This window comes from Clostridium fermenticellae, assembly GCF_003600355.1.
Lineage (GTDB): Bacteria > Bacillota > Clostridia > Clostridiales > Clostridiaceae > Clostridium_AV > Clostridium_AV fermenticellae.
Genome location: NZ_CP032416.1, coordinates 885,426 through 899,583, shown reverse-complemented (window position 1 = coordinate 899,583; position 14,158 = coordinate 885,426). Strand labels below are relative to the sequence as shown.

At 30.9% G+C, this 14,158-nt stretch carries 9 protein-coding genes; 1 reads left to right on the top strand and 8 read right to left on the bottom strand.

The annotated features are described in order from the left end of the window. Nucleotides 1-113 precede the first annotated feature (113 nt). From D4Z93_RS04400 to D4Z93_RS04380, 5 genes are all read right to left on the bottom strand, one after another. Nucleotides 114-1,430 carry a nucleotide sugar dehydrogenase gene (locus tag D4Z93_RS04400; RefSeq protein ID WP_119970725.1) on the bottom strand — a complete coding sequence of 439 codons (1,317 nt, stop codon included), beginning with the start codon at nt 1,428-1,430 and terminating at the stop codon, nt 114-116. A gap of 148 nt (nt 1,431-1,578) precedes the next feature. Beyond that, complete coding sequence (locus D4Z93_RS04395) at nt 1,579-3,423, bottom strand: polysaccharide biosynthesis protein (RefSeq protein ID WP_119970723.1); 1,845 nt, start codon at nt 3,421-3,423, stop codon at nt 1,579-1,581. An 863-nt stretch (nt 3,424-4,286) separates the two neighbouring features. Then, the gene (gene galU, locus D4Z93_RS04390; protein ID WP_119970721.1) at nt 4,287-5,204 is read right to left on the bottom strand and encodes a UTP--glucose-1-phosphate uridylyltransferase GalU; all 918 of its coding nucleotides are present in this window, start codon (nt 5,202-5,204) and stop codon (nt 4,287-4,289) included. A 305-nt stretch (nt 5,205-5,509) separates the two neighbouring features. Beyond that, on the bottom strand, nt 5,510-6,592 hold the full coding sequence (locus D4Z93_RS04385; RefSeq protein WP_119970719.1) for a tetratricopeptide repeat protein: 1,083 nt from the start codon (nt 6,590-6,592) through the stop codon (nt 5,510-5,512). 58 nt (nt 6,593-6,650) lie between these two features. Continuing rightward, nucleotides 6,651-8,384, bottom strand: coding sequence for a phospho-sugar mutase (locus D4Z93_RS04380; protein ID WP_119970717.1), 1,734 nt, complete (start codon nt 8,382-8,384; stop codon nt 6,651-6,653). A gap of 314 nt (nt 8,385-8,698) precedes the next feature. On the opposite strand from D4Z93_RS04380, the gene D4Z93_RS04375 reads away from it, so the two are divergent. Beyond that, nucleotides 8,699-10,159: an aminotransferase class I/II-fold pyridoxal phosphate-dependent enzyme gene (locus tag D4Z93_RS04375; RefSeq protein ID WP_119970715.1), complete on the top strand. Its 1,461-nt coding sequence runs from the start codon at nt 8,699-8,701 to the stop codon at nt 10,157-10,159. A 50-nt stretch (nt 10,160-10,209) separates the two neighbouring features. Here the strand turns inward: D4Z93_RS04375 and D4Z93_RS04370 are convergent, their stop codons facing one another. The 3 genes from D4Z93_RS04370 to D4Z93_RS04360 all read right to left on the bottom strand — a co-directional run bounded on the left by D4Z93_RS04370 (nt 10,210) and on the right by D4Z93_RS04360 (nt 14,156). After that, nucleotides 10,210-11,223, bottom strand: a complete 1,014-nt coding sequence (locus tag D4Z93_RS04370; protein WP_119970714.1) for an alpha-hydroxy-acid oxidizing protein — start codon at nt 11,221-11,223, stop codon at nt 10,210-10,212. Nucleotides 11,224-11,291: 68 nt separating this feature from the next. Further along, a complete protein-coding gene (locus D4Z93_RS04365; protein ID WP_119970712.1) occupies nt 11,292-11,762 on the bottom strand; it encodes a 2-thiouracil desulfurase family protein in 471 nt (156 codons plus the stop codon). A 21-nt stretch (nt 11,763-11,783) separates the two neighbouring features. Next, complete coding sequence (locus D4Z93_RS04360) at nt 11,784-14,156, bottom strand: endonuclease MutS2 (protein ID WP_119970710.1); 2,373 nt, start codon at nt 14,154-14,156, stop codon at nt 11,784-11,786. Nucleotides 14,157-14,158: the final 2 nt, after the last annotated feature.

Genomic DNA, 14,158 nt, shown 5'->3' with positions numbered 1-14,158 from the left:
CATGCTAACCATCCACAATATGATTATTCGCCACACTGCAGATAGATAGCTTACAATTTACTACTTACTACTTACTACTCTAATCTCGTAACTTATAATTTGTCACTAATTTATTATAACTTATGAATCTTCTCTCTATTATTTTTAACATCTTTAGTTGCATTTCTCGTATCATATAGTAGTTTAGCTCTAGATACAACTTCCTCATAATCATAATCACTATGATCAGTAGTTATAATTACTATATCCGCATTATCTATTTCCTTTTTCCAATCCACAGAATTATAAGTCTTTCCATTATGCTTAAATTCAGGTATATACGGGTCATTTATGATTACATTTGCGCCATTTTTTTCTAAGTTTTCTATTACCTTTAAGGCAGGCGACTCTCTCATATCATCTATATCTTTTTTATACGCTACCCCAAGTAAAAGAACCTTTGCTCCATTCATTGCCTTTTTATGTCCATTTAATAATTTCATAGCGTTATCAACTACAAATTCAGGCATAGAATCATTTATTATTCCAGATGATTCTATTAGTTTTGTGTGAAAATCATATTCCTTAGCTTTCCATTCCAAATAAAATGGATCAAGTGGTATACAATGTCCTCCAAGTCCTGGGCCTGGATAAAAAGCCATATATCCATAAGGTTTTGTTTTTGCTGCATTTATAACTTCCCATACATCTATTCCCATCTTATTGCACAACAGGGCCATTTCATTTACCAAAGCTATATTTATATTTCTAAAAGTATTTTCAAGTATTTTTTCCATTTCCGCAATAGCTGGTGATGATACCGTATATATTTCACTTTTTAAAACACTTCTATAAAGAGTTGCGGCAACTTCTGTACATTCTTCAGTACATCCTCCAACTACTTTAGGCGTATTCTTTGTTTTAAATTCTTTATTGCCCGGATCAACTCTTTCTGGTGAGAATGCTAAAAAGAAATCTTCTCCACATTTTAAACCATTTCTTTCAAGAATTGGTTTTAAAACCTCTTCCGTAGTTCCAGGATATGTTGTGCTCTCAAGAACTACAAGCATTCCTCTATGCAAATATTTTGCTACATTTTCAGTAGAATTTACGACATATGATATATCTGGTTGTTTATATTTATCAAGCGGTGTAGGTACACATATACAAACTGTATCTACATCTTTTACAAAACTAAAATCTGTAGTAGCAGTCAGTTTTTTATTTTTTATAAGTCCAGTAAGATCTGAATCTACTACATCACCTATATAATTTTTACCATTATTCACCATTGAAACTTTTTTATCTTGAATATCAAAGCCAATTACTTCGTATCCAGCTTTGGCTTTTTCTACAGCAAGAGGAAGTCCTACATATCCTAATCCAACTACTCCTAATTTAGCTGTTTTATTCTTCAATTTTAGTATTAAATCATCTTTCAACTGTGACATACTTTTACCTCCTAGTTTTAGCACGTTTACGTTTTTCATTATAATATAACTTGATTTTTTTGTCATCTAATAATATATTAATTTATATTTTATACATACTTTTAAGTGACAGGAATTAAAATCCCTGTCACTTCTAAAAGCAGTTAAATTAATCATTTTTCTTTCTCTTATAGGTTGGAACTTTTTCTGCTACAAGTTTAAAAATATCTTCTTTATTCATGTGTACTACATTTCTAAATTGTTCTATAGATTTTTCCACAAAATTTATATCGACATAATTAGGTTTTTCTACAAATATCTTATCATGTTCTGTGGATGTAAGTGCAACTTCGTTCATTAACAGTTCTTCATATAATTTTTCTCCAGGTCTAAGTCCTGTATATTTTATCTTTATATCAACCTCTGGCTTATAACCGGAAAGTGTGATTAAATCTCTTGCCAAATCAACTATTTTAACAGGTTTACCCATATCCAATACAAATATTTCTCCGCCTTTAGCTATAGCACCTGCTTGTATAACTAGTTGCGCCGCTTCTGGTATTGTCATAAAAAATCTATTTATCTCCGGATGTGTCACTGTAACAGGTCCACCGTGAGCTATCTGTTTTTTAAAAAGAGGTATAACAGAACCATTACTCCCCAAAACATTTCCAAATCTAACAGCTACATACTCCGTTTTGCTTACTCTATCAAACGCCTGAACCATTATTTCACAAAATCTTTTTGTAGCACCCATTATATTAGTTGGATTAACAGCTTTATCTGTACTTATCTGTACAAACTTTTTAACATTAAATTTATCACAACATTTTAAAACATTATAGGTTCCTATTATATTATTCTTAATAGCTTCCGCTGGATTTTCCTCCATAAGAGGCACATGTTTATGTGCTGCTGCATGAAAGACAACATCCGGTTTATAAAGTTCAAATATATCTGAAATTCTTCTTTCATCTCTTATTGAAGCTATAATTATTTCTTTATATAACTCCGGGTAATTATAATTAAGTTCCATTTGAACATCATATACATTATTCTCATATATATCCAATATTAAAAGTTTACTAGGATTAAATCTAGCTATCTGCCTGCATAATTCAGATCCTATAGATCCTCCTCCTCCGGTTACAAGTATAACTTTATCCTTTATGTATTTATTTATATTTTCATCGTTTAGACTAACCTCATCTCTTCCAAGTAAATCATCTATATTTACTTCTCTAAGATTACTTATGTTTACTTTACCACCTATAATCTGATATAAACCTGGAAGTGTCTTTACTTTACAATTTGTACTCTTACAAATATTTATTATTTCGCGCTTAGCCTGAAGATCTGCTGAAGGAATAGACAATATTATTTCCTCAACTTTTTTTTCCTCGCAAATTTTTCTTATGCACTCTCTTCCACCCAATACCTCTATACCATTTATTAACTTACCCTTTTTCAAGGGGTCATCATCAATCATTCCAACTATGTTGTATTTCAAATTACTGTGTCTCTTTATCTCTTTTATTATAAGCGCAGAGGCATCACCAGCACCTATTATAAGTACTTTCTTATCTTCCGTTTCTACTGATTTTTCATTTTTACTATCCTCAAGTATTCTATATGTAAATCTTATTCCTCCTAATGCTAATACTGATAAAATCCAAAATATTATATGGACAGTAAATGGAAATCTATAATACCTGTTTTCAAGAAATTTGTAGTTTACAAAATAACTGTATACTATAAAAACAATATTAGATAATGTAACTGAATATATTATCGACATCAATTCCTCAATTGAAGCATATTTCCATATACTATTATATAATTTAAAAAAGTTATTGAATATTAATCCTATAACTACAACAGGAAATATTGATAATTTTAAAAAAACCATATACTCCTGCGGTATATTAAAATCAAATCTTAACGAAAAGGCAAAATACAACGTAACTAACAGAAAAACTATATCATATATAATAAGCTTTTTATCTTTCTGCATCTTAACACTTCCTTAAACTAGTCATTATGAATATGTGATAAAAACTCTCTTCTCTATTTTACATCATTAAAAAAATTATTCAATATATTTTTCCACAGCTGACTTATAAATTGCATATATTGCCGTATTAAGCATTGTTCATAGATATATGGGGCTATAAGTCCAGTTTGTCCTTATAAGTTATATACTTAAATCAATAAATGCTTTATATACTAATAAAAGTATATAAATAATTATATAACTTATGTAAACTTGATAAATATGATTTCTCCTTTAAGGGTTTATGGCGATAGCCATATTGATTTATACTATAATTGCAGTTTTAGACATCTGTTAAGATAACTAAAAAAGTCTGAATAACCTGTAATTCAGATAGTATATTCAAAACTTTAAGATCTTTTGGGGCATAAAAGATATTTAACTTAAATTTTAGATAAATGAAATGATTCCAGGACGATTAGTCCTATTGAATTATTTAAATTTAAATGTGAGTTTTACTATATACCCGGGAAGTTAACGTTCTAATAACTAAATTAGTAAATTTATATATCAATATCACTAAAAAAGGACTGTAAGCCTGCTTACTGAAAAATGACACAGGCCTTATACCATATACCCAAAAATTATGATTATAATATAAATCAACAAGGCTAATCGCCCTAGCCCCTTAAAGTTGCAAACATAAGTAGAATTTTCTTACGTAGTGGAATACTGTGAGCCGAAGACACATTTAAAACTTTTTCACAGCACTTCGTCTTAGATTTATAAAAAGTTTTAACGTGTCAAAGCCTTACAGTATTTCACGGAAGTAAGAATTCTACTTATGGTGCTTACAACAACGCTTGATACGCAATATACGCACCTTATTCTTGCTTTTTTTTAGTTATTATTTCCTTTTCGAGAGTTTTAAATAGTTCCTTATTACTTAAATCTAATAAATATTCCATAAATGGTTTCTTAAGTTCATCCCTCTTAAGTGCATATTCAACTGTGGCTTCCAAAAATCCAAGTTTATCTCCAACATCATATCTTCTGCCCTCAAAGTTATAAGCATACATAGCCTCACACTTAATTAAAGTCTTAAGAGCGTCTGTAAGCTGTATTTCTCCACCTTTTCCTGGAGAGGTATTACTCAGTATATCAAATATTGTAGGTGTTATTATATATCTTCCTAGTATTGCCATATTTGAGGGTGCTTCTTTAACTTTTGGTTTTTCAATTAGATCCTTAACTTTATAAACTCTGTCTTCTATGTACATTCCTTTTATGATACCGTATTTATATACATCCTCTCTTGGAACCTCTTGAACTCCTATTATTGATGTTCTGTATTCATTAAAGCAATCTATAAGTTGTTTTAGACATGGAATTTTACTGTCAACAACATCATCACCAAGCATTACTGCAAATGGTTCATTTCCAACAAAAGTTCTCGCACAATTTATAGCGTGTCCGAGTCCCTTTGGTTCCTTTTGTCTTATATAATATATATCAACCATATTAGATATTTCTTTTACCATGGAAAGCAATTCTTCCTTTCCATGCTCATTAAGCTCTTTCTCAAGTTCTACAGACTTATCAAAATGATCTTCTATAGCTCTCTTATTTCTTCCAGTTATTATAAGTATTTCCTCTATACCTGAAGCTACAGCCTCTTCTATAATATATTGAATAGTTGGTTTATCAACTATAGGAAGCATTTCTTTCGGTTGAGCTTTAGTCGCAGGCAAAAATCTAGTTCCAAGTCCAGCCGCAGGTATTATCGCTTTCTTTACTTTCATAAGCATGTTTCCCCTTTCTATTGTATCTGCTATAGGGTCTACAAGTCTAAGCTTAACTTATGCATAGGCTGGGATTTCTAAAATTTAGGCACATTAAAAAATTTTGTAGTAAGTATTAGCGAGGCGTTCTTAAAAGTCTTAGTAGATTTTATATGTTTGAGCAAAGCGAGTTTATAAAATCTGCTTAGACTTTTATGAACGCAAGCTTAGACTTACTAGAAATTTTTTACGTGACGAATTTTGAAAATCCCGGCCGGAGCATAAGTTAAGCTTTTATTTATAACCCTATATATATGTTGTAATACTTAAATTTTATTTTTTAAAAAATACTGATCTATCTCTTTTACAACCTCATCCTCTGAATTTAATTTCTTCGCTAGCTCAAGATGGATTTTCGCATTTTTTAAATCATTTTTATTGACATAACACATTATAAGATTAGTACATATTTCAACTGATTTAGTAACTTCAAATGCCTTTCTAAGATAAACAATTGCCGTATCATAATCACCTATACATGCATAATTTATCCCCATCTCATTTACAACTTCTACAATATTGCTATCTATATTCATAGACTCATTTAAATAATATATTGCTTTTTCATAATTTTCCAACATTCTATATGCAACTGCAATATAATAATACAAAGTTGCATCATTACCAAACTCATTTGTAAGAGGTATCAAAAGTTTCAATGCCTCTGTTGGATCATCATTCAATATTTCCTTGCCTTTCTCATAATCAGAAACAAGCTTTAAAGAATCTTTGAGTTCAGTTACTTCAGGCGTTTGTTTTCCACCTTTTGCTATATAATTATTTATACAAAATAAAGCTTTATCATAATCATTTTCTTCTTTCCTTATTATACATTCATAAAGATATGGAAGTGCATAATCGTTATATCTTTTTTCAGCCGTTTCTATAATTTCCAACTCTTCATTTTTATATTCACTATATTGTGCTCTTAATGTTTCCAATAAAACAATCATCTTATCATATACATCTTTTGTTTCCTCTATTTGAGCCAGACCCTTGAGCATTATATAAGCATCATTATATTTTTTGCTTTTTACACATTCACCTATTTTGCCTTTTATGAATATATCACTATCATTTATTGTAGATAATATTCTCACATATTCATTCGAAAACCTAAATGATGGATCTGCTCCCAAAACATAATACATACCTTCTATAAAAAAACTCATAGGTATTTTTGCTAAATCTTCTCCAAATTTAACTTTATCTATTATATTATAGGTTCTAACTGGAACATATATACTATTATCTATATCCATATTAAATAATTTTTTTACATTTTCTTTGCTTAATTCTAAAAACAAAACCTTTGATAATTCTTCTGAAAATTTCGCATTAAAAGCCATATTTACAAGCACCCACTCCTAAAATATTCTATTAATCAGATTTTCACATATTATATAATTAATCACATGCTTTGTGTATGATTCCCATAACCTTATTCTCGAACTTACTCATTTTTAGTTCAGAATTTTTGTAGCTGTCACCAACAACAGACATATATATCTTTATCTTAGGCTCAGTCCCAGAGGGTCTTACTGCAAACCATGATTTATCCTCAAGTACAAATTTAAGTACATTTGATTTTGGTAAATTAACTCTATTTTCTGTAATATTTACTATATCCTTTTCTATACCAATCTTATAGTCTATCTTCTTTACTATCTTTGATCCTCCAAAATTGTAACTCATAGAGTGTCTCATAAATTCAAGAGCACTTTCTATTTTTTCATGTCCTTTCTTACCTTTAAGTTCTATTGATACTAACTTTTCTTTATAAAATCCATACTTATTATATAGCTCTGTCAAAGCATGATATAAATTCATTCCTTTATTTTTATAATAAAGTGCCATTTCACAAATAAGCATACATGCTATTACTGCATCCTTATCCCTGACAAAATTACCGGCAAGGTATCCATAACTCTCCTCAAACCCAAATACAAATTTTTTATCATTATTTTCTTCAAATTCTTTTATCTTTTCACCTATATATTTAAATCCAGTTAATACATTTATAAGTTCAACACCATATTCCTTTGTTATCTCTGAAACCATCTCGGTTGTAACAATTGTCTTTACAACAATTGAATTACCGGGAAGTTTATTAAGTTCTTTAAGTGAACTCAACATATAATGTGTTAATAAGATCCCCATTTGATTTCCAGTAAGTGTTTTGTAATTTCCACTATCATCTTTTACAACTACACCTACCCTATCACAATCAGGATCTGTTCCAAAAATTATATCAGGATTTATATTGTCTGCCATTTTAAGTGCTATATTAAATACTTTTGGATCTTCTGGATTGGGATATTTTATTGTAGGAAATGTACCATCTGGCATTTCCTGTTCTTTTACCACATTCAAATTTTTATATCCAAGTTCAGAAAGAACTGTTCTGACAGGAATATTTCCCGCGCCATGGATCGGAGTATATATTATTTTTAAATCTTTTGCAAGATTATTAACAAGTTGTTTTCTTATTGTCAATTTCTTTACATTTTCTATATAACTTCTATCAACATCTTTTCCTATAATATTTAATAATCCTTTACTTAAGGCTTCATCCAATTTCATTCTTTTGACTATGCTTAAATCATTTATTGCTTCTATATATGAAAAAATTTCTTTTGCACTCCTGTCAGTAATCTGGCCTCCATCTTCTCCATATACTTTATAACCATTATATTCTTTTGGATTATGTGAAGCAGTTATTACTATACCAGCCTTACTTTTAAGATATCTTACTGTATACGATAGCATTGGTGTTGGTCTTAGACTCTCAAACAGATTAACCTTGATCCCATTAAAGCATAAAACCAATGACGCTGTTTCGGCAAACTCTTTAGACATTATCCTTGAGTCATAAGCTATACTTACTGATATGTCCTGACTTTCATATTTATTTAAAAGGTAGTCTGCCAAACCTTTAGTTGCCTTTCCAACAGTGTAAATATTCATTCTATTCGTTCCAATACCTATAATTCCTCTCAATCCACCAGTTCCAAACTCAAGGTCTTTATAAAATCTATCTTCTATTTCCTTCTCATCTTTTATACCAGAGAGTTCTTTCTTCGAATTCTCATCTAAAAATTGTGAGTTTAACCACAAATTATATTTTTCTTCGTATAGCATTTTCTACCTCCTGCATTATTAAATTTTTGTTATTTACTGTAGTTGGTTAAATCTATGCTTAATAAAACCAATTTATGAAAATAAACTTATTTCAAGTATAATCCATTATATCACTATATGTAAGGGTTTTACATATAAGTTATCTAAAAGTTATTTGTTTGTTTAAATTTTAGAAACAAAAATTTTTATGCATTATTGCAATTACAAATTATTTAACTTATAATTATAATGGTTTTTTAAATAAAAGCTTAGACAAGCCCTTGAAGCTCAAAGTCTAAAGGATATATTTTCATGAAGGAAGGTGCTTTATCAAGGTGTATAAATTAGATCAAAATCAAACTCCTTTATTCGATGCACTTATGGAATATGTTAATAGAGATACAATTCCCTTTCATGTTCCCGGACATAAAAAAGGAGTAGGTGCAGATGAACAATTTAAAAATTTTATTGGTGAAAATGCCTTTAAAATAGATGTTACTGTATTTAAATTAGTAGATAGTCTTCATCATCCTACAGGCGCTATAAAAAAAGCTCAAGAACTGGCTGCAGATGCATATGGTTCAAGTGCAGCATTTTTTTCAATACATGGGACATCTGGTGCAATACAAGCAATGATTATGTCCACAGTTAAATCTGGTGAAAAGATATTAGTACCAAGAAATATTCATAAATCAGTAACTGCTGGGATTATACTAAGTGGTGCAATTCCGGTATATATGCAGCCGGCTTTTGATAAAAGGGTTGGCATAGCACATGGAGTGACACCCGAAACTGTAGAAAAAGCTCTTAAACAAAACCCTGACGCAAAAGCAGTTATGATTATAAATCCAACATATTATGGTGTAGCTACTGATATAAAAAATATTGCACAAATAACTCACAGCTATAATATACCTCTTATTGTAGATGAAGCACATGGTCCACACCTTGGTTTTAATGATAAATTACCAATATCAGCTATGGAATCTGGAGCTGATATTTGCTCACAAAGTACTCATAAAATAATAGGTGCTTTAACTCAAGCGTCATTACTTCAAGTTAATTCAAAATATATAGATACAGGTAGAGTTCAACAGGTTTTAAATTTGCTTCAAACCACATCACCATCCTATATTTTAATGGCATCCTTAGACTGTGCTAGAAGGCAAATAGCTTTACATGGAGAGGAATTACTCAATAAGGCAATAAGCCTTGCGAACTATGCAAGACGCGAAATCAATAACATTCCCGGATTTTATTGTTTTGGTAATGAAATATTACATAATGAAGGTGTGTATGCCCTTGATCCGACAAAAATGACAATAAGCTGTAGAGATTTGGGCATAACAGGATATGATCTAGACATGATACTAGCTAATAAATATCACATTCAAATGGAACTTTCTGATTTATACAATGTTCTCGCTGTTGGATCATTCGGTGATACAAAACAAAACATAGATTCACTTTTATCAGCTTTAAAGGAAATTAGTAAAGAGTATTATGGAAGCAGAAACAAAAAATCTGATTTTATAGATATTCCATCCATTCCTCCTCAGATTATGATACCTAGAGAAGCATTTAATAGTGAAAAAATCTCTGTATCTCTAAAAAATAGTGTTGGAATGACAAGTGGTGAATTCCTTATGGCATATCCACCTGGAATACCTATACTGTGCCCTGGTGAGAAAATAACACAGGAAATAGTAGACTATGTTCAAATACTCAAGGAAACAGGATTATATGTACAGGGTACTGAAGACCCAGATGTAGAATATATTAAAGTTACAAAATAAAAAAGATGTGGTAAAGATTATTTTTTTCAATCTCTACCACACTTTTTAATTTAATATAGGACTCTTCCTGTAATTTCTTTTATATTTTTACATCCAGTCAAAACCATTGCAGATTTCAGATCGCTTTTTATATTATCTATATAAGTTTTTACACCTTCCCTTTGTCCTCCAAAAGATGCTGCTACAAAAGGTCTGCCTATTAATACTCCATCAGCACCCAATGCTATAATTTTGAGAACATCAACACCTGTTCTAATTCCTCCATCTGCAAGTATTGTAACCTTACCTTTTACAGTTTCCGCAATTTCAGGTAAAACATCGGCAACGCCAGGAGTTTGGTCAAGTACTCTTCCTCCATGATTTGAAACAACTATAGCACTTACACCTGCTTTTACAGCAAGTTCTGCTTCGTCAGCAGTCATTATGCCCTTTAATATAAATGGAAGTTTTGTACTCTCTACTATTTCTTTTATCTGATCTACTGTTTTAGGCATAACAGATTTTCCATGAAGTGACAGTGTTATAAGTCCGCATGCATCTATATCCATTCCAACAGCATATGCACCAGATTCTTCTGCAAGCTTTATCTTTTTTATTACATTTTCATTTTCCCATGGTTTTATAATAGCTATGCCATCTCCACCAAATTTTTTAAGTTGTTCAAGGTTAGTAATAAGAAAAGATTCAACGGCAGTATCACCAACCATAGGATATACTCCTGCATCAAGGCATCCACCTATTACCCATGATATGTACTCTTCTTCTGAGAACTTTCCACCCATATTTAAGGTTGTTCCTGATACTGGAGCAGCAAATACAGGTACATCCATTTTTCTTCCAAATAGTTCTACTGATGTATCCGGATCTTTAGCATCATGTATAACTCTCATATTTAATTTATAGGAATCAAGAGCTTCAACATTTTCTGAGAATGCTTCTCCTGTTCCTTTTCCACCCATTCCAGGCACTTCTCCTGCACATGCTTTTCCATCACATACACGACACACCCTGCAGCTTCCATTTAAATTTTCGCGTGCATTCTTTAAAACCTCTTTATAATCCATTTTTTAGCCTCCCCAAACTAAACATACACAAAAGTACTTTAGTTTAAATAATTTGTTCTATAATTTAATTATAGTTTATCTGTATTAAATCTCAACCTATAATCACATTCATTTATAATTTTTATATTATTATCGATTAAAAGCTGCGCTGTCACTCCATTTCCATCTATTAATGTATTTGAAAATGTTCCATCATAAATTTTTCCACATCCACAGGAAGGACTTTTAGATTTAAGCACAGCAAATGATACATTAAAATTCTTACATATGTTATAGGTTTCAAATGCACCTCTTATAAATTTATCAGTAGAATTATCTCCATTTATACTAATTAACCTAGCCATCCCCTTTAAAACATCTTTTCCCGTACCATTCTTAATCTCGTGAGGTTGTCTTGGTGTTGTAAGTCCACCAAGCTGCTCCGGACATATGGGGATTATCTTTTCTTTATCTAAAGTCCTCATAACTTCAGTATCAAGATTATTTTTTCCATTATATTTACAGTTAATTCCACAAAGACATGCACTTACAAGTACCATAAAAAACATCTCCCATCTATACTAATGATTTTTAAGTTCTACAATAGTTACTCCTGTTCCACCTTCGCCATACTCTCCTAATCTATAATTTTTAACGTGTGAATGAGATTTTAACATTTCCATTATTGCATTTCTTAAAACCCCAGTTCCTTTTCCATGAATTATAGTAACTTTTTCATACCCTGCAAGATATGCTTCATCAAGATATTTATCAGTATTATATGTAGCCTCAATAGAATCCATTCCCCTTAAGTCTATAGATGAAGCAACTGTCTTAAGATTAAGTTTAACCTTTTTTTGAGACCTTTTTTGTGTATTTTCACTGTTTTTCTTTGACTTAACCACCCTTAAGTCATTTAAATTCAAGTCTATTTTCATAATTCCTGCTTGAACTTGAACCATTTTTTTATGATCAGGCCTAGAAAGTACCACTACATTCTGATTTAAAGACACCGCAAATACTTCATCACCCTCTTGTACATCCTCTAAACGTTCACCATCATCTTTTCTTACTATTTTTGCTTTTTCTTCAAGTCTGTCAAGTCTGTTTGATAATTTCTTTCTATTTTCCTCAAGCTTTTGTCTTGCATCAGACGTATATCCCATTCTTTCAAGCTCTCTCATATCCTTTAAAATTTTGTCAGCCTCTTCTTTTGCTTCCCTCACAATATTTTTAGCCTTTCTCTGTGCTTCTATAAATGCCTTTTCTTTGCTGTGGTCAAATGCTGTAAGCCTTTGTTCATATTTATCCTTTATCTTAGCTGCTTCCATTTTTAAAATTTCAGATTCTCTAGCATCATTTTCGGCTTTTATACTCTTGTTTTGAAGATTTTGTATCAAATCTTCAAACTCAAGACTTTCATTCGTTATCGTTTCTTTAGCCATATCTATTATATAATTTGGGAGTCCAAGTCTTTTAGATATTTCAAATGCATTGGATTTTCCAGGAATTCCAATCAAAAGCCTATATGTTGGTCTTAAAGTCTCAACATCAAATTCAACTGATGCATTTTCAACTGACTCTGTTCTTAATGCATATGCTTTTAATTCACTGTAATGGGTAGTTGCAATTATTTTTGAATTTCTATTCTTCAAATTTTCTAGAATTGATATAGCAAGTGCCGCACCTTCTGTTGGATCTGTACCTGCACCAAGTTCATCAAATAATACTAATGAACTTTTATCCGCTTCATTAATTATATTTACTATATTTTTCATATGGGATGAAAAAGTAGACAAGTTTTGTTCTATACTCTGTTCATCTCCAATATCAGCAAAAACTTCCTTAAAAAAGCTTATGGTTGAATTTTCTTTGGCTGGTATCATAAGTCCGCTTAATCCCATTATATGAAGTAACCCAACTGTCTTTAATGTTACAGTTTTACCTCCTGTATTCGGTCCTGTTATTATTAGTGAAGTAAAATTTTTGCCAACACATATATCAAGTGGAACAATTACTTTTCTATCTATCAGAGGATGCTTTGCCTGTATTATATCTATAAATCCATCATCATTAACATTAGGTGCTGTGCAATTAAACTCACTCGCAAACTTGGCCTTAGCAAATATAAAATCAAGTTCCCATACAATTCTAGAATTATTCCGTACAGCAATTATATTGTCATATATGTGAGACGAAAGCATTGCAAGTATTCTATTAATCTCGGATTTTTCTTTTAACATAAGTTCCTTTATTTCATTATTTAAATTGACTAAATTCATAGGTTCTATATAAAGAGTAGATCCGGTTGAACTCTGGTCATGCACAAGTCCGGACACCATATTCTTATATTCAGACTTTACCGGAAGTACATATCTGTCGCCTCTAATTGTATAAAGATTATCTTGAAGATACTCAGAATACATCCTCACAAGTGAATTCACCTTATCTCTTACAGATGAGTTTTTATCTTTTAGTGATTTTCTTATAGAATAAAGAGTCTGACTTGCACTATCTGAAATTTCCTCTTCACTTTCTATAGCATTGAATATCTCATCCTCTATGTTTTTAAGAGGAACAATCCCCTCACATATATCCTCTATCACTCTAAATGACTCTTCCCCTTCTTTGTGCTTAACATATTCCTTAAACCTTCTTGCGCACCTTAACATATTAGCGATCCTCAAAAGCTGAATTGGAATGAGCGAAGATCCTTTCTCGGCCATTTTTATACCGTCTCTTATATCATATATACCGTCAAAAGGTGCACTTCCTTTTGTAACAAGCAATTTGAAGGCCTCTGAAGTTTCCTCAATATGTTCTTTTACTTCATAACTATTATCATAAGGTTTTAAATCATCTATTAAATCTTTTGCTGCCTGAGTGTTTGTATATCGTTTTAAGATCTCTTTTATTTTATTAAACTCTAAGACTTTTAAGGCCTTTTCATTCATAA